The organism is Pseudomonas sp. RAC1 (genome assembly GCF_030658255.1).
Taxonomy (GTDB): Bacteria; Pseudomonadota; Gammaproteobacteria; order Pseudomonadales; family Pseudomonadaceae; genus Aquipseudomonas; species Aquipseudomonas boreofloridensis.
Window position 1 is genome coordinate 1 of the sequence record NZ_JAUTXS020000035.1, and the last position, 25,131, is coordinate 25,131.

A 25,131-nucleotide genomic window follows, 5' to 3' on the forward strand; every position below is an offset into this window, starting at 1 on the left:
ACTGCCGAGTGTCGAGCTGCACAACCTGTACGGCCCGACCGAGGCGGCGGTGGACGTCAGCGCCTGGCACTGCGCCGAGCCGCTGGCGCAGACGCCGGACAACACGCCCATCGGCAAGCCCATCGCCAACACCACGCTGTACGTGCTCGATGCGCAAGGCCAGCCGGTTCCGCAAGGCGTGGCCGGCGAGCTGTACATCGGTGGCGTGCAGGTCGCCCGTGGCTACCTGAACCGCGACGACCTGAGCGCTGAACGCTTCATCGACGACCCGTTCGGCACCCGACCCGGCGCGCGCCTGTACCGCACCGGTGACCTGGCCCGGCATCTGGCCGACGGCACCCTGGAGTACCTGGGCCGCAACGACGACCAGGTGAAGATTCGCGGGTTGCGCATCGAGCTGGGCGAGATCCAGGCTTGCCTGACCCGTGTCGAGGGCGTCCAGGAGGCGGCCGTGCTGGCGCTGGACGTGCCGCCTTCGGGCAAGCGTCTGGTGGCCTACTACACCGGCGTCGAGCAGGACACCCAGGCGCTGCGCGCCGCGCTGTTGGGGCAACTCCCGGAGTTCATGGTGCCGGCGCAGTTCCTGCACCTGACGCGCCTGCCGTTGAGCCCCAACGGCAAGCTCGACCGCAAGGCGCTGCCGCAGCCCAAGGTCGAAGCCTTGCAGCAACAGGCCTATCACGCCCCGCAAGGGGCTGAAGAAACCCTGGTCGCTGAGCTGTGCGGTCAGTTGCTGGGGCTGGAACGTGTGGGGCGGCACGACAATTTCTTTACGCTGGGGGGCCATTCGCTGCTGGCGGTAACGCTGGTCGCCCGCCTGCGCGCGCGCGGCCTGGCGCTGGATATCCAGGCCCTGTTCAGCGCGCCGGACCTGGCGGCGCTGGCCGCCACGCTGCAGCCGCTGGAGCAGGTGCAGGTACCGGCCAACCGCATCGCCGCCGACTGCACCCGTATCACCCCGGAACTGCTGCCTTTGGTCACCCTGGAGCAGGAGGCGATCGAGCGGATCGTCGCCCAGGTCGAGGGCGGCTGCGCCAATGTCCAGGACATCTACCCGCTGGGACCGCTGCAGACCGGCATGCTCTTCCATCACTTGGCCCACGAGGGAGAAGCGGCCTATGTGTTGCAGGCCGAATTCCGCCTGGCCGACCGCAGTCGTCTGCAACGTCTGCACCAGGCTTTGGATCACGTGATCGCGCGGCACGACAGCCTGCGCAGTGCATTCCACTGGCAGGGCCTGGCCGAGCCGGTGCAGGTGGTCTGGCGCCACGCGCCGCTGCAGGTGGTGCAGGCGGGGGATATCGCCGATGTCCGCCAGTTCGACCTGGGCCGGGCGCCGCTGCTGCGCCTGGTGCACCGCACCGACCCGGACAGCGGGCGGATCGACGCGAGCCTGCTGTTCCATCACCTGGTCATGGACCATGTGGCCCTGGCACTGCTGCGCAGCGAACTGCAAGCCTGTCTGCTCGACCAGGCTCAGCAACTGCCGGCGGCCGTGCCCTATCGCAACTACATCGCCCAGTTGCAGCACAGCCACGATCCGGCACGCGCCGAGGCGTTCTTCCGTGAACAGTTGGCGGACATCGACGAACCGACGCTGGCCTATGGCGGCCACGCCCGCCCGCACTTGGACGCCGTGACCGAGCACCATCAGCGACTGGACGCTGCGTTGAGTCGCCGGGTGCGTGAGCTGGCGCGCCAGCAGGGCGTCAGCGCTGCCAGCCTGATGCACCTGGCCTGGGCCCAGGTGCTCGGGCAATTGAGCGGGCGCGACAGCGTGGTGTTCGGCACCGTGCTGCTGGGCCGGCTGCGCGGTGGCGAGGGGGCCGAGCGGGGCCTTGGCGTGTACATCAACACCTTGCCGCTGCGCCTGAACTTGGCCGGGCAATCGGCCCAGGCCGCGTTGCAGCAGGCCCATGCCCGTTTGACCGGGCTGCTCGCCCATGAGCAGGCGCCGCTGGCCCTGGCCCAGCGCTGCAGTGCGCTGCCCAACGGCGCGCCGCTGTTCAGCGCGTTGCTCAATTACCGGCATGGCACCCCGGCCGGCGCACACGACGACGAACGCGCGGCCTGGGACGGCATCGAGGTGGTGCAGGCGCAGGAGCGCAGCAACTATCCGTTGGCGGTGAGCATCGACGACTTTGGCGAAGGCTTCAGCCTGACGGCGCAGACCGAGCCCGGTATCGATGCGCGGCGCCTCTGCGGCTATCTGCAGCAGGGGCTCGAGGCGCTGTTGCAGGCGCTGGAAGGCGAGCGCCAGGCGGGGCTGGAACAGCTTTCGGTGGTGCCTGCCGACGAAGCGCAACGCCTGCGCGAACGCTTCAATGCCAGCGAACGCCGCTACCCCCGTGACCTGGCAGTGCACCGCCTGTTCGAGCAGCAGGTGGCGCGCCATCCGCTGGCCGTGGCGGCGCGCGAGCAGGACCGCAGCCTGACCTATGCCGAACTCAACGCCCAGGCCAATCGCCTGGCCCATTACCTGATCGAACAGGGCGTGGCGCCGGGTGACCACGTCGCGCTGCTGTTGCCGCGTTCGCTGGAACTGCTGCAAGCGCAGTTGGCCGTGGCCAAATGCGGGGCAGCCTATGTGCCGCTGGACATCCAGGCGCCCGCCGAGCGCCAGGGCTACATGGTGCAGGACTGCCAGGCCGTGGCGCTGATCTGTGCCAGCGACGCGCGCCTGGGCTACCGTGCCCGGCGCATCGACCTCGACCGGCTGGACCTTTCCGGCCAGCCGGAGCACAACCCCGGTCTGGCCCAGGGCGGCGACAGCGTGGCCTATGTGATGTACACCTCCGGTTCCACCGGGGCGCCGAAGGGCGTGCGCGTGGCCCATCGCGGCATCGTCCGCCTGGTGCTCGACGACGGCTACGCCGATTTCAGCGCCCAGGACCGTATTGCCTTCGCCGCCAACCCGGCCTTCGATGCCAGCACCGTGGAGGTCTGGGGCGCCTTGCTCAACGGCGGCCAGGTGCTGGTGATCGACCCGGACACGCTGCTCGACCCCGTGCGCCTGGGGCGTGCGCTGGACGAGGATGGAGCGACGGTGATGTTCGTCACCACCGCGCTGTTCAACCAGTACGTGCAGATGATCCCGGAGGTGCTGGCTGGGCTGCGGGTGCTGATGTGTGGTGGCGAGCGCGCCGACCCCGAGGCCTTCCGCAGCCTCTTGGCCCAGGCCCCGGCGTTGCGTCTGGTGCATTGCTACGGCCCCACCGAGACCACCACCTACGCCACCGCCGGACAGATCCGCGAGCTGCCGGCAGAGGCCGAGCAGGTGCCCATCGGCACGCCCATTGGTGGTACCCAGGTGCATGTGTTGGACGCCCATCGGCGCCCCGTACCACTGGGCGCGGTGGGCGAGTTGTACATCGGCGGCGACGGCGTGGCGCTGGGCTACCTGAACCGCCCCGAGCTCACCGCCGAACGCTTCCTTGACGATCCCTTCAGCGCGCGGCCTGGCGCGCGGCTGTACCGCACCGGCGATCTGGGCCGTTGGCGCGACGACGGCCAACTCGAATGCCTGGGGCGCAACGACGATCAGGTGAAGATCCGTGGCTTGCGCATCGAACTGGGCGAGATCGAACACCACCTGGCCCAGTGCCCCGGCATCAACGAGGTGGTGGTCATGGCGCAGGGGCTTGCCCCGGGCCAATCGGCGCGTCTGGTCGCCTGGTTCACGGTCCAGGACCCGAGCCTGGAGGTCGGCACCGTGCGCAGTTGGCTGCAGGCGCGTTTGCCCGCCTACATGCTGCCCTCGGCCTGGCTGCGGCTCGATGCACTGCCTTTGACCAACAACGGCAAGATCGACCGCAAGGCCTTGCCGCAGCCTTCGCCCCAGGACCTGCTGGAGAGCCTGTACCAGGCACCGGCCACGGCGCTGGAGCGGCAGTTGGCCGCGCTGTGGGCGCCGGTGCTGGAGGTCGAGCGGGTGGGGCGGCATGACAGCTTCTTCGACCTGGGCGGCCACTCGCTGTTGGCGATCCGCTTGATCGGCCTGCTGCGCGAGCAGGGGCTGACGGTGTCGCTGGCCGAGCTGTTCCAGCACCCCAGCGTGGCCGCCCTGGCGCAGCACCTGGACAGCGGCGAAGACGCAAACGTCGAGGCCTTGGTCTGCGTGCGTGCCGAGGGCCGCGAGCCTGCGCTGTTCCTGATTCACGAATTCAGCGGCATGGACTTCTACTTCCCGGTGCTGGGCCGCGCCCTGGACGGCGACTTCCCGATCTACGGCGTGCCGGGCCTTGCCTTGGGGCAGGCGCAGCCTGACACGCTGGAAGCCTTGGCCCGCGCGCAGATCGAGCGCATTCGCCAGGTACAGCCGCAGGGGCCGTACCGCCTGGCTGGCTGGTCCTTCGGCGGCCTGCTGGCCTATGAGATCGCCGCGCAACTGCTCGGGGCCGACCAGCCCGTCGAGTTTCTGGGCCTGATCGACACCTGGCAGCCGCGCTGGGTGGACCAAGGCAAGGCGCGCTGGCAGGGGGCACGGGTGCTGCAACGGCAGTTGCTGCTGCATTGCGCCGGCTACTGGCAGGGTCAGGGCGCCGAGGGCGCCGCGCAGTTGGCCCAGGTACAGGCGCTGGATGACGGGCAGGCGTCGTTCGCCGTGTTGCTGACGGCCTGCCGCGAGCAAGGCTTGCTCTATCCCGAGCTGGCCACGGCCGACGATGAGCAATTGCAGTGGTTCTTCGAACGCGAACTGGCCCATGCCCACGCCATGGCGCATTACCGTCCCGAAGCCTTGGGGATCGCCATCCATCTGTTCCAGGCCTGCGACAGCCGCCGTCACCATGGCGACGTGGCGCACTTGGGCTGGGACCGTACGGTGCCGGCGGGCCAGTTGCGCTGTATCGAAGTGCCGGGCGATCACCTGAGCATGATGCAGGCGCCGCACGTGCAGGCGCTCGGCTGCGCGCTGGGCGAAGCCTTGCAGGCCGCCCGTGGCGGCGAGTGTGCGCCATGGGCCGATGTCCAGCCGCTGGTGGCGATCCAGAGCGGGCAGAGCGGATACGCCCCGGTGTTCTGCCTGCCGGGTGCGGGCGACAGCGTCACCCGCTTCATCGGCCTGGCCGAAGCGCTGGGCAGCGAGTGGCCGGTGTACGGTCTGCAATCGCGCGGGCTGGACGCTGCCGCTCCGCCGCACAGCAGCATCGAGGCGGCGGCAGCCTGTCATGTGCGGGCCATCGAGGCGCTGCATCCGTACGGGCCGCTGAACCTGGTCGGGCATTCGTTCGGCGGCTGGGTGGCGCATGCCGTGGCGGTGCGTTTGCAGGCACAGGGGCGCGAGGTGCGCTCGCTGACCCTGATCGACAGCGAAGCGCCTGGCAGCGACAGCGTCTGTGGTCGGCCCTACACCGCCACGGCGGCGCTGCAACGGCTGATCGAGTCGCTGCAACTGTCCAGCGGGCGCGACTTGCAGCTCGACCGCGATGCCTTCGCCGCACTGGACGACGCGCAGCAACTGTCGACCTTGCACCAGGCCATGGTGCGGGTCGGCTTGATGCCCGCGCGGTCTTCGCTGCAGGCCCTGCAGGGCATCGCCCGCACGTTCGCCAGCGCGCTGCGCACCCCGTACCTGGCGCCGGGTGTCTACAGCGGCCCGGTGAGCCTGGTGCTGGTGGCCGACGCGACCCTGGATGCCGCCGGCAACCAGCGCGAGCAGGCCGCCATGCAGGCCGGCTGGCAGCGTGTACTGCCGCAATTGACGCTATGGCACGGCCCGGGCAACCACTACAGCATCCTCAAGACGCCCGAGGTATTCAGCCTGGCGGCCTGGTGGCATGACGGTCAGCGCTTGGTACGGGTGACTCCTTGATCGCGTCGGGGCCGGGCAGCCCCCGCGCTGCCCAGCCCCACGCCTGCATTGGCAATGGAAAACGAGTGCTTATGGACAAGAATGGATTTCGCAAGGTCGGCCTGGCCTGCGCTCTGGCCCTGGTGGCCGGCATCGCCCTGTACGCGGTGCAGGCGCCGGCCAAGGCGCCGCGCTACATCACCGCCACGGTCGAACGCGGCGACATCGAGAATGCGGTATTGGCCACGGGGGTGCTCGAAGGCATCCGCCAGGTGGATGTCGGCGCCCAGGTATCCGGGCAGTTGCGCTCGTTGAAGGTCAAGCTGGGCGACAAGGTGAGCAAGGGCCAGTGGCTGGCCGAGATCGACCCGCTGGTGCTGCGCAACACCCTGCGCCAGGCTCAGGTCGACGAGGAAAAGCTGCAGGCCGAGCGGCGCTCGACCTTGGCCCGGGTCAACCAGACGCGGCGCGTGTACGAGCGCTACCAGGCGCTGCAGGACGACGAGTCGATCTCGCGCCAGGACTTCGAGAACGCCGAGTCCGAGTATCAGGTGCAGCAGGCCACCCTCAACTCGCTGGACGCGCAGATCAAGAGCGCCCAGGTGCAGATCGACACGGCCAAGGTCAACCTGGACTACACCCGCATCAGCGCGCCGATCGACGGCGATGTGGTGGGCATCGTCACCCAGCAAGGGCAGACCGTGATCGCCCAGCAACTGGCGCCGGTGATCCTCAAGCTCGCCGACCTGGACACCATGACGGTCAAGGCGCAGGTCTCGGAAGCCGACGTGATCCACATCACGCCGGGGCAGCCGGTGTACTTCACCATCCTCGGCGAGGACCGCCGCTACTACGCCACCTTGCGCGGCACGGAACCGGCGCCGCAGAACTACCTGGAAAGCAGCGACCGCAGCGGCGGCGCCGCGCCCAAGCAGAACACCGCGGTGTTCTACAACGCGCTGTTCGAGGTGCCCAACCCCGACCATCGCTTGCGCATCGCCATGACCGCCCAGGTGCGCATCGTGCTGGCCACCGCCGAAGCGGTGCTCACCGTGCCGGTGGCGGCGCTCGGGCCGGGCGAGGGTGAGGGTCGCTTCGCCGTGCGTGTGCTCGATGACAAAGGTTTCGCCCAGGTGCGCCAGGTCCAGGCCGGGATCAACAACAACGTCAGGGTCGAGATCAAGCAAGGCCTGGCCGAAGGCGACCGGGTGGTGATCGGCGAGCCGATCGGCGATGCGGCGGGGGCGTGAGCATGAACATGAACGTCGCGCCCGGTGCGCAGCGCACACCCGTGCAGATCGCCGCGCAGCCGTTGCTGCGCCTGGAGGGCGTGAGCCGCCGTTTCATGGCGGGAGACCGCGAGTTTCTCGCCCTGCGCCACATCGACCTGGACATTCACGCCGGCGAGCTGGTGGCGATCATCGGCGCCTCCGGTTCGGGCAAGTCGACGCTGATGAACATCCTGGGGTGCCTCGACCACGCCAGCGCCGGTTCCTACCAGGTCGATGGTCAGGAAACCCGCGACATGGATGACGAGGCCCTGGCCGCGTTGCGCCGGGACCATTTCGGCTTCATTTTCCAGCGTTACCACCTGCTGCCGCACCTGGACGCGCTGCGCAACGTCGAGATTCCCGCGGTCTACGCCGGCACGCCTTCGGCGCAGCGTCACCAGCGCGCCGAAGAGCTGCTGCGGCGCTTGGGCCTGGGCGGGCACTTGAGTCATCGCCCCAGCCAACTGTCGGGCGGCCAGCAGCAGCGGGTGAGTATCTGTCGCGCCTTGATGAACGGTGGCGAAGTGATCCTTGCCGACGAGCCGACCGGGGCGCTGGACACCGCCAGCGGCAAGGAAGTGATGGCGATCCTGCTGGAACTGCACGGTGCCGGGCACACGGTGATCCTGGTGACCCACGATCCGAAGGTCGCGGCCCACGCCCAGCGGATCATCGAAGTGAGCGATGGGCAGATCGTCAGCGACCGGCGCAACCCGGCGCAGGCGGCGCCCGCTGCGGTGGCGGCCGAGCCCCAGCGCCAGGGCCGTCCGACGCGGCGTCTGGTGGCCAACCTGGGCCTGTTCCGCGAGGCCTTCAACATGGCCTGGATCGCCTTGGTCTCGCACCGCATGCGCACCTTGCTGACCATGCTTGGCATCGTCATCGGCATCACGTCGGTGGTGTCGATCTCGGCCATCGGCGAAGGCGCCAAGGGCTACGTGCTCAAGGACATCCAGGCGATCGGCAGCAACACCATCGACATCTATTCGGGGAGCAACTTCGGGGACAGTCGAGCCAAAAGCATCGAGACCTTGGTGCTCGGCGACGTGCAGGCGCTGAACCAGCTGTACTACGTCGACAGCGCCACCCCGGTGATCGGCCGCAGCCTGCTGGTGCGCTACCGCAACATCGACCTGGACGTGCAGCTCAACGGTGTCAGCGAGCGCTATTTCCAGGTGCGCAACATCGAGCTGGCCGCCGGCATCGCCTTCAGCGAGAGCGATGCCCGGCGCCAGGCCCAGGTCGTGGTGATCGACCACAACACGCGCCAGCGGCTGTTCGGCGCAGGCGTCGATCCGCTCGGTCAAGTGATTCTGATCGGCAACCTGCCGTGCACGGTGATCGGCGTGACCAAGGACACCAAGAACCTGTTCGCCGCCGGCAATGCGCTGAACGTCTGGGTGCCCTACGAGACCGCCGCCGGGCGGGTGCTCGGCCAGCGTCACCTGGACAGCATCAGCGTGCGGATCAAGGACGGCATTCCCAGCCAGCGGGTGGATCAGGAGGTCAACGCGCTGATGCTGCAGCGCCATGGCAGCAAGGATTTCTTCACCAACAACCTGGACAGCATCATGCAAACGGTGCAGAAGACCAGCCGCTCGCTGACCTTGCTGTTGTCGCTGATCGCGGTGATTTCGCTGGTGGTCGGTGGCATCGGGGTGATGAACATCATGCTGGTGTCGGTCACCGAGCGCACCCGTGAGATCGGCATCCGCATGGCGGTGGGGGCGCGGCAGTCGGATATCCGCCAGCAATTTTTGGTGGAGGCGGTGATGGTGTGTCTTTTTGGCGGGCTGGTGGGCATCGGCCTGTCGTATGGGATCGGCTACCTGTTCACGCTGTTCGTCCAGCAGTGGCAGATGGTCTTCTCACCGGCATCGATCGCCACGGCATTCGCCTGCTCCACCTTGATCGGCGTGCTGTTCGGCTTCGTACCGGCACGCAACGCGGCGCGCCTGGACCCCATCGAGGCGCTGGCGCGGGATTGAGTCGAGCATGGGCGTCAGTTCGCGGCCGGGCCTTGGGGGTCGGCCGCGTACATCCACTTCATCAGCGAGTGACGCCCGCCGATGCCCAGCTTGATCGCGGCGCGGCGCAGGTAGCTTTCCACGGTGTTGACCTTGAGCTGCAGGTGCTCGGCCTGCTGTGGCGCGGTGCGTCCTGCCAGCAGGCCCAGGCACACCTGCAATTCGCGGTTGGACAGGGTCAGGCCGGCCTGGTCGAGGCGTTCCTGGAAGCGCCGTTGCAGGTTGTCGGCGCTGTTGCGCTCGGCAAGGTTGGGCTGCAACGCTTCCAGGTGCTTGTGCAGCATGGGCAGCAGCAACGGCGAGATGTCCAGCAGGCGGTCGCGCTCGCAGGCCGAGAACGCCGCGTCGTCGGCGCGCAGCACGTGCAGTTCGTAGTGATAGTCGGGGGTACGCCGCACCAGGTGCAGACGCGCGGGGGCGACCAGTTCCAGCCCGTCCTGTTCGGCGCCGCTGAACACGGTTTCGCTGAGCAGGGTGGTGCTGTGGCCGTTGGCGCTGGAGGCCGGGCGTACCTGGCGGATGTGCGTGGCGTCGACGCTCAGGTGGGTTTGGATCAGGTCATGCAGCAGGCGCGGAAACTGGCGGCTGCCGGTGCTGGCAATGACTTTGCCGACTTGCGGGAAGAACAGGTGCGAATTCATCGTGGCATCCATGGGTGGGTGAATCGTCCTGGTGTTGCTGTCGGATAATAGCACATAGCTATCATTCCGATTGGCGTAGGTCGCTATCCTAGTACAACGATTCAGTGGGAGCCTTAACAAATGGCCGTGCTGGAGTGGCTGGATAAAAAGAGCCCCGCTGACCGAGGCCAGCGGGGCTAAGGGCTGGTGGAGATCCACCAAAGGAGTCGTTGCAGGCGCTGCCGGGGTCGTTACTTCACGCTGGCGACGGTCTCCGGCTGCCAGCCGCCCCCCAGGGCCTTGTAAATCGAGACGATGCCGCGGTACAGCTCCACTTCGCCCTGGGCCTGGGCGTCTTCGGCCGCCAGTTTTTCCCGTTCGGCATCGAGCAGCACCAGGTAATCGGCGGTGCCTTCGCGGTAGCGGATCGAGGCCAGCTCCGCCGCCTTGCGGCTGGCGTCGCTCTGGCGCATCAGCGACAGCAGGCGCTGCTGGCGCTTGCCGTAGTCGCTGAAGGCGTTCGACGATTCTTCCAGGGCCAGCAACACCTGCTGCTCATAGCTGGCCAGGGCACCCTCGGCGTCGGCCTTGGCGCCGCGCAGTCGCGCACGCACGCTGCCCAGGTCGAAAGCCGCCCAAGTGATGCTCGGGCCCAATGCCCAGGCGTTGGCTGCCGAAGCGCCGATCTGCGAACCGCGTCCGGCGGTGAAACCCAGGAAGCCGCTGAGGCTGACCCGGGGGAACAGGTCGGCGGTGGCCACGCCCACATCGGCGGTGGCGGCGGCGAGCTGGCGCTCGGCGCGGCGAATGTCCGGACGGCGGCGCAGCAGCTCGCCCGGATCACCCACCGGCAGGGCCTTGGCGATGGCCGGCAGTTGCCTGGGCGAGAGGTCCACGCTCAGGGCGTCCGGGCGCTGACCCAGCAGGGTGGCGATGCGGTTGCGGGCGCGCACCTGTTCGGCTTGCAGTTGCGGCACGCTGGCCTCGACCGCCGCCAGCCGCGCGTCGGCGCGGACCACGTCCAGCTCGTTGCCCACGCCGGTGTCGCGCAGGGTCACGGTGATGCGCCGCGAATCCTGCTGGGTCTGCAGGTTGGCCAGGGCGATGGTTTCGCGCAACTGGGCGCCACGCAGTTGACCATAGGCGTCGACCAGCTCGGCGATCAGGCTGACCTGCAACTGCTGCAGATCGGCAAGGGCTGCGTCTTCGCGGGCCGCGCTGGCCTCGATGCGCCGCTGGATGCGGCCGAACAGGTCGAGCTCCCAGGCCATGTCCAGGCCCAGGTCGTAGCGCTCTTGGTTGACCCGGCGATCAGTCTGACCCGGCACCTGGCCCTTGCCGATCTCGCTGCTGGCGCGGCTGGTGACCACCGGCAGGTCGTCGTTGTCGGCGTCCTCGCGGATCGCCCGCGCGGCCTTGAGTCGGGCGAAGGCCACGCGCAGGTCGCGGTTACCCTGCAGCGACGCCTGCACCAACTGGTCCAGGGTCGGGTCGTCGAACTGTTTCCACCAACGGCTTTCGAAGCGGCTGCGGTCCAGGGTCTGCGCCGCTGCGGCGCTGTCCAGCCGCGCCGGGGCGGTGTCCGGCGCGTGGTAGTCCGGGCCCACCGCACAGGCCGCCAGGGCCAGCGCCAGCAGGCTCGGGGTCAGGGGTTTGAGCAGGCTCATGCAGGATTCTCCAGGGTGTGCGCAGGCTCGGCGGTGCCAGCCTGACGGCGGGCGACCCGGCGGCGGATCAGGTTGAAGAACACCGGCGTCAGGAACAGGCCGAACACGGTCACCCCGATCATCCCCGAGAACACCGCCACGCCCATGGCATGGCGCATTTCGGCGCCGGCACCGGAGGAGAACACCAGCGGCACCACGCCCATGATGAAGGCGATGGAGGTCATCAGGATCGGCCGCAGACGCAGGCGGCAGGCTTCCAGGACCGCGGCCAGTGGGTCGAGGCCCTCGGCCTGTTTGTCCTTGGCGAACTCGACGATGAGGATGGCGTTCTTGCACGCCAGGCCCACCAGCACGATCAAGCCGATCTGGGTGAAGATGTTGTTGTCACCGCCGGAGATGATCACCCCAGTGATGGCCGACAGCAGGGTCATCGGCACGATCAGGATCACCGCCAGCGGCAGGCTCCAGCTTTCGTACTGCGCCGCCAGTACCAGGAACGCCAGCAGCACGCACAGCGGGAAGACGAACAACGCGGTGTTGCCGGCCAGGATCTGCTGGTAGGTCAGGTCAGTCCATTCGTAGGTCATGCCATTGGGCAATTCCTGCTTGAGCAGCTTCTCGATCGCCGCTTCGGCCTGACCCGAGCTGTAGCCGGGGGCTGCCGCGCCGTTGATCTCGGCGGTGATGAAGCCGTTGTAGTGCATGACCCGATCAGGCCCGGAGGTGTCGCTGACCTTGAGGAAGGTGGCCAGCGGAATCATCTCGCCCAGGTTGTTGCGCACCTTCAACTGGCCGATCTGCTCGGCGTCGAGGCGGAACTGTTGTTCGGCCTGGACGTTGACCTGATAGGTGCGACCGAAGCGGTTGAAGTCGTTGGTGTACAACGATCCCAGGTAGACCTGCAGGGTGTCGAAGATGTCGTTGATCGCCACCCCGTGGGTCTTGGCCTTTTCCCGGTCGATGGCGGCATCGACCTGCGGCACGTTGACCTGGTAGCTGGTGAACAGCCCGGCCAGTTCAGGCACCTCGCGGCTTTTGGCGATGATGTTCTGGGTTTCCTTGTACAGCGCCTCGTAGCCCAGGTTGCCGCGGTCCTCGATCTGCAGGCGGAAGCCGCCGATGGTGCCCAGGCCCTGAACCGGCGGCGGTGGGAAGATCGCGATGTAGGCGTCCTGGATGTCGGCGAACTGCGCGTTCAGCGCCGCAGCGATGGCACCGGCCGACTGGCTGGGGTCGCGACGCTCGTCGAACGGCTTGAGCGGGGTGAACACGATGCCGCTGTTGGGGCTGTTGGTGAAACCGTTGATCGACAGGCCCGGGAAGGCCACCGAGTCGGCCACGCCGGGTTGCTTGAGGGCAATCTCGCTCATGCGCTTGATCACCGCCTCGGTGCGGTCGAGGCTGGCAGCGTCGGGCAGTTGCGCGAAGGCCACCAGGTACTGCTTGTCCTGCGCCGGGACGAAGCCGGTCGGCGTCGAGGAGAAGCCCAGGTAGGTCAGGCCGATCAGGCCGGCGTAGACGAACAGGGCAATGCCGCTGGAGCGGATGACCCGGCGCACGCCGCCCACGTAGTGATGACTGGCGCGGTCGAAGAAGCGGTTGAAGGGGGCGAACAGCCAACTGCCCAGCAGCCGGTCGAGCACCCGCGAGAAACGGTCCTTCGGTGCGTGGTGCTCTTTGAGCAGCACGGCCGCCAGGGCCGGCGACAGGGTCAGCGAGTTGAACGCCGAGATCACCGTGGAGATAGCAATGGTCAGGGCGAACTGCTTGTAGAACTGACCGGTGAGGCCGGAGATGAATGCGGCCGGTACGAATACCGCGCACAGCACCAGGGCGGTGGCGATGATCGGCCCGGTGACCTCGCTCATGGCTTTCTGCGTGGCCTCCAGGGGCTTGAGGCCCAGGGCGATGTTGCGCTCGACGTTTTCAACCACGACGATGGCGTCGTCCACCACGATGCCGATGGCCAGCACCAGGCCGAACAGCGACAGGGCGTTGAGCGAAAAGCCGAACAGGTGCATCACTGCAAAGGTGCCGATCAGCGATACCGGCACCGCCATCAGCGGGATGATCGAGGCGCGCCAGGTCTGCAGGAACAGGATCACCACCAGCACCACCAGCACCAGGGCTTCGAACAGGGTGTGCACCACCGCTTCGATGGAGCCACGGACGAACACAGTGGGGTCGTAGACGATGCTGTAGTCCATGCCCTCGGGGAAGTCCTTCTTCAGCTCGGCCATCTTGGCCCGCACTTCGTCGGAGATCTCGATGGCGTTGGAGCCAGGGCGTTGGAAGATCGGGATGGCCACCGCCGGCTGGTTGTTCAGCAGCGAGCGCAGGGCGTATTGGCTGGAGCCCAGCTCGACCCGAGCGATGTCTTTCAGGCGGGTGATCTCGCCGTCGGCACCGGCACGGATGATGATGTTCTCGAACTCTTCCTCGCTGACCAGGCGGCCCTGGGTGTTGATCGACAGTTGGAAGCTGGTGGAGCCGGGCGCGGGCGGCGCGCCGAGCTGGCCGGCGGCGACCTGGCGGTTCTGCTCGCGGATCGCCGCGACCACGTCGCTGGCGGTGAGGTTGCGCGAGGCGGTCTTGTTCGGGTCGAGCCACACGCGCAGCGAGTAATCGCCCATGCCGAACAGTTGCACGTCGCCCACGCCGCCCAGGCGCGCCAACTCGTCCTTGATGTTGAGGATGGCGTAGTTGGACAGGTAGAGCATGTCGTAGCGCTGGTCCGGCGAGGTCAGGTGCACGACCATGGTCAGGTCGGGCGAGGCCTTGTCGACGGTGATGCCGATGCGTGTGACTTCCTCCGGCAGCTTGGGCTGGGTGCGGGTCACGCGGTTCTGTACCTGCACCTGGGCGTTGTCCAGGTCGGTGCCCAGGGCGAAGGTGATGGTCAGCGTGAGCTTGCCGTCGGCGGTGGATTGCGAGGACATGTACAGCATGTTCTCGACCCCGGTGATCGCCTGTTCAAGCGGCGCGGCGACGGTTTCGCCGATGACCTTGGGGTTGGCGCCGGGGAAGTTGGCGCGCACCACCACCGTGGGTGGCACCACTTCGGGGTATTCGCTGATCGGCAGTTGGAACAGCGAGATCGCACCGGCGATCAGCAGGACCAGCGACAGCACGGCGGCGAAGATCGGCCGGGTGATGAAGAATTTCGAGAAGTTCATGGGTGTAGTCCCTTAACCGCGCGGTGCCGGGGCACTGGCGACTTTCACGGTCGAGCCGGCCACGGCCGGTGCGCGGTTACTGGCTTGCAGCGCCTCACGCTGACGGGCGAGGGTGGCCAGGGTGTCGTCGCTGGCCATCGGCGTTTCCTGGGGCGTGACCGGCGAGCCGGGACGCACGCGCTGCAGGCCCTTGACGACGATGCGCTCGTCCTTGTTCAGGCCGCTGCGCACGATGCGCAGGCCTTCGAGCTTGGGCCCCAGTTCCACCGCGCGGTAGGTGGCCTTGTTGTCTTGGTCCATGACCAGCACGAATTTCTTGCCCAGGTCGGTGCCGACGGCTTCGTCGTTGATCAGCATGGCGTCGTACTGGGCGCTGCCGACCAGCTTCAAGCGGGCGTACAGGCCGGGGGTGAACTGGCCGTCGCGGTTGTCGAACACGGCGCGCCCACGGATGGTGCCGGTGCGTGGGTTGACCTGGTTGTCGACGAAGTTCATCTGGCCCAGGTGCGGGTTGCCGGCTTCGTTGGTCAGGCCCAGGTACACCGGGGTGCTCTGGCCGCGCTGGCCCTGGCGAGCGAGCTGGGTGTACTTGAGGTAGACGCGTTCGTCGGCGTCGAAATAGGCGTAGACCTTGTCGGTGGAGACCACGCTGGTCAGCGGCGTGACGTCAGCGGTGACGATGTTGCCGGCGGTGAACTCGGCGCGGCTGACGCGGCCACTGATTGGCGAGGTGACGCGGGTGAAACTCAGGTTCAGGCGGGCCAGGTCCAACTGCGCCTGAATGGCTTCGACCCCGGCACGCGCTTCGGCGGCGGCGCTGCTGCGCGACTCGGCCAGTTCGGCGGAGATGGCGTTGCTGTCGCGCAGGCGCTCGCCGCGACGGGCTTCGTTGGCGCTGCGGGTGGCACTGGCCTTGGCTTGTTGCAGTTGTGCTTCGAGGCGGCGGACTTCGGCCTGGAAGGGGCGCGGGTCGATCTGGAACAGCAGGTCGCCCTTGTTGACCTGGGCGCCTTCGGTGAAGGCGACGCGGTCGATCCGTCCGGAGACGCGCGGGCGCACCTCGACGGTTTCCGGCGCTTCCAGGCGGCCGGTGAATTCGTCCCATTCGTTGATCGGCTGCTCGATCACCTTGGCCACGCTGACGGTGGGCGCGGCGGGTGCTTGCGTGGCGTCAGGGGTCTTGCCGCAGGCGCTGATCACCGCCACTGCCAGGGCAGCGAGGGGAAGGCGCAGGGCCTTGAATGAAGGTTCCATGGAGAACTCCGCCAATGTAGGAATAGTGGGCGGATTCTGCGAGCGTCAGGCGGCGGTAACGAATCGAATGACTCGAAGGTCACTATCAAGCTGATTGATAGATTGGCTGAATGGATCGATAGCAGAGTGGCGAATGGGGCGGCAGGTCGAGTGCATCTGCGGTCTGACGCTGCTGTGCAGGAGCGGGCGAGCCCGCTCCTGGATAGGCGGGTTACTGTTCTGCCAGCAGGTCATCCTGCGACAGCAGCGCCTGGGCCAGCTCTTCGTCGCTGACCTGCAGGCCGGGATGACTTTGCCGCGCCCGCTGCAGCGCGGCGTCGACATAGACCCCACGGATCGCACCACCGCTGGCCACGAACGATGACAGTTCGTCGCGGGCAGGGATGATCCGTTTGTCGTCCTTGAAGGTGGAATACAGCGACGCCGAGACACCCGCCGAGGTCGCGACGTCGCGGCCATCGACGCGGGCCAGCGCCGAACCTGCGGGAATGCACAGCACCAGTGCCGGGACAAGCAGCGCGTAACGCATGATCAATCCTCCAGAAGCTTCACGGGATGTACTGCATGCACGTATGAGCGGCGCGTTCCCGGCACAGTTCGATTTTTTTGCAGGTGAGCTCAGCGCTCGCGCACCACACGGAAACCCAGCCAATCGCCGCGCAGGGTCGAACTGCGTTCGTTGCGGTTGCCGGAGCGCGAGAAGATCGGCGCCTCGGTGTAGTCGTTGCCGCGAATCACCCGACGGTCGGCGCATTCGCTGCTTTTGGTCTGCGGGCTGCCGTCGGTGGGCGCCGTGGCGTAGCTGTCGACGTAGCAGTCGCGGGTCCACTCGTAGACGTTGCCGTGACCGTCGTACACGCCGTAGGGATTGGGTGGGTAGCTACCGGCAGGCGAGGTGTAGGAGAAACCGTCCTTGGGACCGTAGGTGTTGGCGTGCTTGGCGATGCTGTACTCCTCGCCTTCATCGAAGGGGAAGGGGAACGGGCCGCTGCTGCCGCCGCGAACGGCATACTCGCGCTGGGCTTCGCTCTGCACCTTGTAGACGTGGCCGGTCTTCTTCGACAACCACGCGGCGTAGGCTTCGGCCTCATGGAAGTTCAGGCACACCGCTGGCTGCTTGTCGCCCTGGGGGTAGCGCGGCTTGCCGGCAATGCATTCGCGACCGGGGCGGGTGTCGCCGTTGGGCACCTGGTAACCGCTGCTGCGCAGGTAGGCCTTCCATTCGCCGTTCTGGACCTGGAAGCGGCTGACGGCGAAGGCTTTCTTGAACGTCACCTCGTGCAGCGGGCATTCGTCGGGCTGGTGCCCGAGTTCGTCATCGGGGGTGCCCATGGTGAAGGTGCCTGCTGGCAACACCACCATTTCCGGGCAATCCTTGCAGTCCTTGAACACCTTGCCTGGCTGAGCGGGGCTGGCGGCCAGGGCGCTGGCGGACAGGCCGGTCATCAGTACCAGGCCCAGGGCCAATGGCAGGGCGGACAGGGGGCGGGGAGGCTGTGGAGTCATCGCGGGTCTCGCTGTCTGAAGGGGGAAACGGGGCACGCCACAGGCGGGCCTACAGGCGTTTTTCGAGGATGGCCATGAAGCGGTCCAGTTCGCGCTCGTCGTTGAGCAGTCCCGGCGCGGTCCGCACCACCGGGCCGACGTCACGGTCCACGGCATCGGCGACCACCCGGTTGGCCATCAGGTAGGCCGCTACCTGGTCGCTGTCCTGGCCCTTGACCCGGAAGAAGCTGAAACCCGACGACAGGGCCGGGCGCTGCGGCGTGACCAGTTCGATGCCGGGCAAGGCCAGCAGGCGCTGCTTGAGGTCGCTGTTGAGCTGGTGAATGCGCGTTTGCACGTCCGCCTTGCCCAGTTGCAGGTGCAGGTTGAACGCTTCGTCCACGGCCCAGCGATGCTCGAAGGCGTGGTAGCCACCCGGGGTCATGCTGGTGGCGAAGTCGCTGTCCTGGGAGAAGGTGGGGATGATCGGCGTCAGGTGCTCGAGCGTTTGCGAGGCGGCGCAGATGATGCCGGTGCCGCGTGGGCCGAACAGCCATTTGTGGGTGCCGGCGATGAAGTAGTCGCAATGCATGGAGGGAAAGTCGAGGTCTTCCACGCCGAAGCCATGCACACCGTCGACCACGTAGAGAATGCGGTCCTTGTCGTCGCGATTGCGGTTACGCTCGGCGACCAGTTGGCCGATCTCGCCGATCGGGAGCTTGACGCCACTGCCGGACTGCACCCAGGTCATGCCCAGCACGCGGGTGTTGTCGCGAATGCCGGCAGCGATGTTGCCGAGGATTTCATCGGCGGACACGTTGGCGGGCTGATCGAACAGCGCAATGCGCCGCACCTGGGTGCCTTCGCGCTGGCTGCGGTAGGCCAGCACGTGTTTGGTAGCGTAGTGCTCATGGGGGGTGATGAGGATTTCCTGGTCCGGGCGCACCTGCAGGCCGCCGAAGATCAGGGTCAGGCCTTCGGTGGTGCTGCCGGTCAGGGCGATCTGGCCGGGACGGGCATTGAGGTAGCGACCGGCGGCTTGGCGTACCCGCGCTTCGTGCTGCCATACCTCTTCGCGATCCCAGTCCATGGCCAGCCCTGGATTGCGGTCCAGGTGGGCGCGGTAGCGGGCGATGGCCTCGGTCACCGGACGCGGGTGGGAGGTGATCAGGAAGTTGGAGAAGTGCAGGTAGTCGGGGTCCTGGTCGAACAACTGGCGCAGGCGCTGCCACTTGTCCTGGGTCTGGGGTTGGATGTGCGGCGGCGCGGTGGCGGCCTGGGCGCTGTGCTGCAGGGCGCTGCCGAGGGGTAGGGCTGCGGCCAACAGGCCGGCTTGCTTGAGAAAGGTTCGGCGGTCGTTCATGGCAGGGCGTGGCCCGAAGGCGCCGTGCGCGGGTGGGGGATGCAAAGGGGTCGTGTCATGGCCTTCTCGCGGCTCGCCATCGTCAGGGCAGGTGAGGTACCTGTTGTGAGGGATGGACGAGCCTGCGCGGAAGGAATTTAGGAGGGTGGTAGCGGCAAGCGGCAAGCGGCAAGCGGTGAGCGGTGAACCGCGAACCGCTGTGCCTACAGGATCAGGCCTCGTAGCCCAGGTTCGGTGCCAGCCAGCGTTCGCTGACGCTGATGTCCTGGCCTTTGCGAGCGCTGTAGCGCTCGATCTGGTCCTTTTCCACCTTGCCGACCGCGAAGTACTGCGCCTGCGGGTGGGCGAAATACCAGCCGCTGACGGCGGCCGCCGGGAACATGGCGAAGTGCTCGGTGAGGAACACGCCGCTGGGGCCGGTTTCGCCGATGGCGGTGCCGTCGAGCAGGCGGAACAGCGTGGCCTTCTCGGTGTGGTCCGGGCAGGCGGGGTAGCCCGGGGCCGGGCGGATACCGCTGTACTGCTCCTTGATCAGCGCCTCGTTGTCCAGTTGCTCGTCCTGGGCGTAGCCCCAGTACTGCTTGCGCACCCGGGCGTGCAGCCATTCGGCGCAGGCCTCGGCCAGGCGGTCGGCCAGGGCCTTGACCATGATCGAGCTGTAGTCGTCGCCCTTGTCTTGATAGGCCTTGGCCACTTCCTCGGCGCCGATGCCGGCGGTGGTGATGAAGCCACCGACATAGTCGGTGACGCCGCTGTCCTTCGGCGCGACGAAGTCGGCCAGCGACCAGTTCGGCTTGCCGTCGGGCTTGATGGTCTGTTGGCGCAGGTGGTGCAGGGTGGCCAGGGTCTGGCCGTGGTCGCCGTACACCTCGATGTCATCGTGCTCGACCTGGTTGGCCGGCCAGAAGCCGAACACCGCACGGGCGCTGATCAGTTGTTCGCTGATCAGCTTCTCGAGCATGTCGCGGGCGTCCTGGTACAGCGCCGTGGCGGCTTCGCCGACCACCTCGTCGGTGAGGATGCGCGGGAACTTGCCCGCCAGGTCCCAGGAAATGAAGAACGGCGTCCAGTCGATGTACTCGGCCAGTTCGCGCAGGTCGATGTCTTCCAGCACCTTGACGCCGGTGAAGGTAGGGACTGCCGGCTGGTAGGCGGCCCAGTCGTAGTGGGGCTTGGCGGCGATGGCCTGGTCGTAGCTCAGGCGTTCGGTGCGGGCGCTGCGGTTGGCGGTGCGCTCCCGCACTTCCACGTATTCCTGACGGGTCTTGTCGACGAAGGCGCCCTTGAGCTCCTTGGACAGCAACTGGGTGGCCACGCCCACGGCGCGCGAGGCGTCGGTGACGTAGATCACCGCGTCGTTGGCGTACTTGGGCTCGATCTTCACCGCCGTGTGGGCTTTGGAGGTGGTGGCGCCGCCGATCATCAGCGGCAGGTGGAAGTCCTGGCGCTGCATTTCGCGGGCTACGTGGACCATTTCGTCGAGCGACGGGGTGATCAGGCCGGACAAACCGATGATGTCGCACTTCTGCTCGCGGGCGGTCTGCAGGATCTTCTCGGCCGGCACCATCACGCCCAGGTCGACGATGTCATAGCCGTTGCAGCCGAGCACCACACCGACGATGTTCTTGCCGATGTCGTGCACGTCACCCTTGACCGTGGCCATGAGGATCTTGCCCTTGGCCTCGGGCTTGTCGCCTTTTTCGGCTTCGATGAACGGAATCAGGTGCGCCACCGCCTGCTTCATCACCCGCGCCGACTTGACCACTTGCGGCAGGAACATCTTGCCGGCGCCGAACAGATCGCCGACCACGTTCATGCCGCTCATCAGCGGTCCTTCGATGACCTCGATCGGCCGCGTGGCCAACTGCCGGCATTCCTCGGTGTCTTCGACGATGTAGGCGGTGATGCCCTTGACCAGCGCGTGTTCCAGGCGCTTGTCCACCGGCATCGAGCGCCACTCTTCGTTTTCCACTTCCTTGGTGGCGCCGCCGCCTTTGTAGTCGTCGGCGATGGCCAGCAGGGCGTCGGTGCCCTCGGGGGTGCGATTGAGCACCACGTCCTCGACCTTCTCGCGCAGCGCGGCGGGGATCTCGTCGTAGATCTCCAGTTGACCGGCGTTGACGATGCCCATGGTCAGACCGTTCTGAATGGCGTGGTAGAGGAACACCGAGTGGATCGCTTCGCGTACCGGGTTGTTGCCACGGAAGGAGAACGACACGTTGGACACGCCGCCCGAACTCAGCGCGTGGGGCAGGTGGTCGCGGATGTAGGCGCAGGCTTCGATGAAGTCCACGGCGTAGTTGTTGTGTTCCTCGATGCCGGTGGCGACGGCGAAGATGTTCGGGTCGAAGATGATGTCTTCGGGCGGGAAGCCCACCTCGTTGACCAGGATGTCGTAGCTGCGCTGGCAGATTTCCCGCTTGCGCGCGGCGGTGTCGGCCTGGCCGACCTCGTCGAAGGCCATCACCACCACGGCGGCGCCGTAGCGTTTGCACAAGTTGGCGTGATGCTTGAATTGCTCGACGCCTTCCTTCATCGAGATCGAGTTGACGATACCCTTGCCCTGGATGCACTTCAGGCCCGCTTCGATCACCTCCCACTTCGAGGAGTCGATCATGATCGGCACGCGGGAGATGTCCGGCTCGCCGGCGATCAGGTTGAGGAAGCGCACCATGGCCGCCTGGGAGTCGAGCATCCCTTCGTCCATGTTGATGTCGATCACCTGGGCGCCGGCCTCGACCTGCTGCAGCGCCACTTCCAGGGCTTCGGTGTAGTTCTCTTCGCGGATCAGCCGGGCGAACTTGGCGGAACCAGTGATGTTCGTGCGCTCGCCGACGTTGACGAACAGCGACTGGCGATCGATGGTGAACGGTTCCAGGCCCGACAGCCGGCAGGCCTTGGGAATGTCAGGGATGGCCCGTGGCGGGTACTTGGCCACGGCCTCGGCGATGGCCTGGATATGGCCTGGGGTGGTGCCGCAGCAGCCGCCGATGATATTGAGGAAGCCACTGGCGGCGAACTCCTCGACCACCGCCGCCATTTCCGCCGGGGTTTCGTCGTACTCGCCGAAGGCGTTGGGCAGGCCGGCGTTGGGGTGGGCGGACACCTGGGTGTCGGCCTTGGCCGAGAGCTCTTCCAGATAGGGGCGCAGGTCCTTGGCGCCGAGTGCGCAGTTCAGGCCTACCGAAATAGGCTTGGCGTGGCGTACCGAGTTCCAGAAGGCTTCGGTGGTCTGCCCGGACAGGGTGCGGCCGGAGGCGTCGGTGATGGTGCCGGAGATCATGATCGGCAATTCGACCCGATCTTCCTCGAACACCTGCTGCACGGCGAAGATCGCGGCCTTGGCGTTGAGCGTGTCGAAGATGGTTTCGATCAGGATCAGGTCCGCGCCGCCTTCGATCAGACCGCGGGTGGCCTCGGTGTAGTTGAGCACCAGTTCGTCGAAGGTGACGTTGCGATAGCCTGGGTCGTTGACGTCCGGGGAAATCGAGCAGGTGCGGCTGGTGGGGCCGAGCACGCCCGCGACGAAACGTGGGCGGTCCGGGGTTTCCAGGGTCTTGGCGTCCGCCACCTGGCGGGCGATGCGCGCGCCTTCGACGTTGAGCTCGTAGACCAGCGCTTCCATGCCGTAGTCGGCCTGGGACACCTGGGTGGCGTTGAAGGTGTTGGTCTCGAGAATATCGGCGCCGGCGTCCAGGTACGCCTTCTCGATGGCGGCGATCACCTGGGGCTGGGTCAGCAGCAGCAGGTCGTTGTTGCCCTTAACATCGCTTGGCCAATCGGCGAAGCGCGTGCCACGATAGTCCTTTTCCTCCAGACGATAGCTCTGGATCATGGTACCCATACCGCCGTCCAGAATCAGGATACGCTCCTTCAGTGCGTGCTGAAGTGCTTGGAGACGAGCGCTGCGGTCGGGCATGAGAACTAACCTGGTCGGACGAAGATCGGAAGTGCGGGATAATAACAAAGCTGCACGGATTTTAGGTGCATCGGCCAATTGCATGAATTTGATTCATGTTGGCGATGCCAGGCGCAGACCCGTTGGAAACACAGACAATCGTGACAGCTCTCAAGAACCAGGACACTGCGCACATGGTGCAACGTTTTATCGCCGCTTCCTTTGCCTTGCTGCTCGGTGGCGCCGCATGGGCCCAAGCCCCTCAATCGAGCCCGAGCATTTCCTACACCCGGGACATCCAGCCGATCTTTACCCAGAAGTGCGTGGCTTGCCACGCCTGCAACGATGCCGCCTGCCAGCTCAATCTGGGCAGCGCCGAGGGCGTGCAGCGCGGCGCCTCGAAGGTGCCGGTGTACCAGGGCGAGCGCAGCGAGGCGGTGCCGACCACGCGGTTGTTCTACGACGCCCAGGGTGAAGAGGCCTGGCGCAAGAAGGGTTTCTACTCGGTGCTCGACGCCCAGGGCAGCCAGGCGGCGCTGATGGCGCGGATGCTCGAGCTGGGCCACAAGACCCCACTCACGCCCAATGCCAAGTTGCCGGACGAGATCGTCCTGGGCCTGGAGCGCAACAACATGTGTCCGCTGCCCCACGAGTTCGACGCCTACGCTGGCGCCCATCCCAAGGAGGGCATGCCGTTGGCGGTCACCGGGCTCACCGATCAGGAACACCAGACCCTGCAGCGCTGGCTCGCCGCCGGCGCGCCGGTGGAGTACCAGCCGATCCAGCCAAGCGCCAGCGAGGCCAGCCAGATCGCCGAGTGGGAGGCACTGCTCAACCGCCCAGGCGCCAGCGAAGCGCTGGTCGGTCGCTGGCTGTACGAGCACCTGTTCCTGGCGCACATCTATTTCACCGGCGGCGAGCCGGGTCACTTCTTCCAGTGGGTGCGTTCGCGCACGCCCAGTGGCCAGCCGGTGGACCTGATCGCCACGCGGCGGCCCAACGATCCGCCGGGTAGCGATTTCTACTACCGATTGATGCCGGTGCAGGGCGTGATCGTGCACAAGACCCACATCACCTACCCGATGGGTCCGCAGAAGCTCAAGCGCGTCAAGCAGCTGTTCTACAGCGGTGATTGGCAGACCACTTCGTTGCCAGGCTATGGCCCGCAGCGCCGCGCCAATCCGTTCGAGACCTTCGAAGCGATCCCAGCGGTGGCGCGCTACCAATTCATGCTCGACAACGCCGAATACTTCGTGCGCACCTTCATCCGCGGCCCGGTCTGCCGTGGGCAGATCGCCACCGACGTGATCCGCGACAACTTCTGGGCGCTGTTCCAGGAGCCGGCCCACGACCGCTACGTCACCGACGCGGTGTACCGTGGCCAGGCGACACCGCTGCTGGCCATGCCTGGACAGATCGACGACGTCGGCAGCGTGTTGAGCCTGTGGCGCGCTTACCGCAACAAGCGCAACGACTACGAAACCCTGCGCCGCGAGGCCTATGCCGAAATGCCGCCACCGAGTTGGTCGACGCTGTGGGCCGGCAATGACAACGCCTTGCTGAGCATCTTCCGCCACTTCGACAGCGCCTCGGTGAGCAAGGGCCTGATCGGCGATGTGCCGACCACCATGTGGCTGTTCGACTACCCGCTGCTCGAGCGCACCTATTACCAGTTGGCGGTCAACTTCGACGTGTTCGGCAACGTTTCGCACCAGTTGCAGACGCGCCTGTACTTCGACCTGATCCGCAATGGCGCCGAGGTCAATTTCCTGCGCCTGATGCCCGCCGAGAAGCGCGGGGCGATCCTCGACGATTGGTACCAGAACAGCGGCAAGGTGAAGATGTGGCTGGATTACACCGACATCGACACCGACACGCCCAGCGGGCTGCAATTGGACAAGCACCACGCCGAACGCGATTTCGGCCTCAAGCTGCTGCAACGCACCGCCAGCCTCAACGCGGCCCCCGACCCGATCAACCGCTGCACCGGGGCCTATTGCTCGCGGCCGCAGATGAACGCGCAGTTCCGTGACGTCGAGCAGTCGCTCAGCCGCCTGGTGTCGCGTCCGGCGGCCGGGCTCAAGGTGATCGGCCAACTGCCCGAGGCGACCTTGCTGCGCATCGAAGGGCAGGGCGGTCAGCGCCAGGTCTACAGCCTGCTGCGCAACCGCGCCCACAGCAATGTCGCGTTCCTGCTCGGCGAGGCCTACCGCTACCAGCCGGGTCTGGATACCTTGACCCTGTACCCGGGCGTGCTGAGCAGTTACCCCAACTTCATGTTCAACATTCCGGCCAGTGAGGTGGCGGCATTCGTTGACGCCATGGAAGCGGCGCGCGACGACACCGGCAAGTTCGAGCGCATCGTCGAGCGCTGGGGCATTCGCCGCAGCCATCCGCAGTTCTGGCAGTACTTTCATGACCTGAGCACCTTCATCGAGGAAACCGATCCGGTCGAAGCCGGGGTACTGGACATGAACCGCTACGAGAACCTCTGATCGGACCTTTCCGGGTCGACTGTGGTCGGACAGGTGGGTGGCCCGGCCGTGGCAGCAGCTCAGCGCGCTGCCACGGCCGGGCCT

12 protein-coding genes are annotated in these 25,131 nt (G+C 66.7%); 4 read left to right on the plus strand and 8 right to left on the minus strand.

What is annotated here, in order from left to right:
• The 3 genes from Q7C30_RS14530 to Q7C30_RS14540 form a co-directional block, all read left to right on the plus strand.
• On the plus strand, positions 1-5,812 hold a 5,812-nt coding region (locus Q7C30_RS14530; protein ID WP_317871895.1), incomplete at its 5' end, for a non-ribosomal peptide synthetase.
• A gap of 71 nt (positions 5,813-5,883) precedes the next feature.
• Positions 5,884-7,041, plus strand: a complete 1,158-nt coding sequence (macA, locus tag Q7C30_RS14535) for a macrolide transporter subunit MacA (protein ID WP_317871896.1) — start codon at positions 5,884-5,886, stop codon at positions 7,039-7,041.
• 8 nt (positions 7,042-7,049) lie between these two features.
• Positions 7,050-9,050, plus strand: a complete 2,001-nt coding sequence (locus Q7C30_RS14540) for a MacB family efflux pump subunit (protein WP_317871968.1) — start codon at positions 7,050-7,052, stop codon at positions 9,048-9,050.
• A gap of 14 nt (positions 9,051-9,064) precedes the next feature.
• Here Q7C30_RS14540 and Q7C30_RS14545 read toward each other — a convergent pair whose 3' ends face one another.
• The 8 genes from Q7C30_RS14545 to metH all read right to left on the minus strand — a co-directional run bounded on the left by Q7C30_RS14545 (position 9,065) and on the right by metH (position 22,573).
• A complete protein-coding gene (locus Q7C30_RS14545) occupies positions 9,065-9,730 on the minus strand; it encodes a LuxR C-terminal-related transcriptional regulator (RefSeq protein WP_317871897.1) in 666 nt (221 codons plus the stop codon).
• A 230-nt stretch (positions 9,731-9,960) separates the two neighbouring features.
• Complete coding sequence (locus Q7C30_RS14550) at positions 9,961-11,376, minus strand: TolC family protein (protein ID WP_295483939.1); 1,416 nt, start codon at positions 11,374-11,376, stop codon at positions 9,961-9,963.
• Complete coding sequence (locus Q7C30_RS14555) at positions 11,373-14,552, minus strand: efflux RND transporter permease subunit (protein ID WP_317871898.1); 3,180 nt, start codon at positions 14,550-14,552, stop codon at positions 11,373-11,375. Before Q7C30_RS14555 ends, Q7C30_RS14550 begins: the two co-directional genes overlap by 4 nt.
• Before the next feature lie 12 nt (positions 14,553-14,564).
• Positions 14,565-15,806 (minus strand): multidrug efflux RND transporter periplasmic adaptor subunit MexE, encoded by a 1,242-nt coding sequence (mexE, locus tag Q7C30_RS14560; RefSeq protein WP_317871899.1) that lies wholly within the window; start codon positions 15,804-15,806, stop codon positions 14,565-14,567.
• Positions 15,807-16,017: 211 nt separating this feature from the next.
• A complete protein-coding gene (locus Q7C30_RS14565; protein WP_295483933.1) occupies positions 16,018-16,335 on the minus strand; it encodes a DUF2388 domain-containing protein in 318 nt (105 codons plus the stop codon).
• 89 nt (positions 16,336-16,424) lie between these two features.
• Positions 16,425-17,252, minus strand: coding sequence for a formylglycine-generating enzyme family protein (locus tag Q7C30_RS14570; protein WP_317871969.1), 828 nt, complete (start codon positions 17,250-17,252; stop codon positions 16,425-16,427).
• Between the two features lie 109 nt (positions 17,253-17,361).
• Complete coding sequence (locus Q7C30_RS14575) at positions 17,362-18,654, minus strand: aminotransferase class V-fold PLP-dependent enzyme (protein WP_317871900.1); 1,293 nt, start codon at positions 18,652-18,654, stop codon at positions 17,362-17,364.
• A 211-nt stretch (positions 18,655-18,865) separates the two neighbouring features.
• Positions 18,866-22,573, minus strand: a complete 3,708-nt coding sequence (gene metH, locus Q7C30_RS14580; RefSeq protein ID WP_317871901.1) for a methionine synthase — start codon at positions 22,571-22,573, stop codon at positions 18,866-18,868.
• A 173-nt stretch (positions 22,574-22,746) separates the two neighbouring features.
• Between metH and Q7C30_RS14585 the strand changes: the two genes are divergently transcribed.
• Positions 22,747-25,047 carry a fatty acid cis/trans isomerase gene (locus Q7C30_RS14585; RefSeq protein ID WP_116888425.1) on the plus strand — a complete coding sequence of 767 codons (2,301 nt, stop codon included), beginning with the start codon at positions 22,747-22,749 and terminating at the stop codon, positions 25,045-25,047.
• Positions 25,048-25,131: the final 84 nt, after the last annotated feature.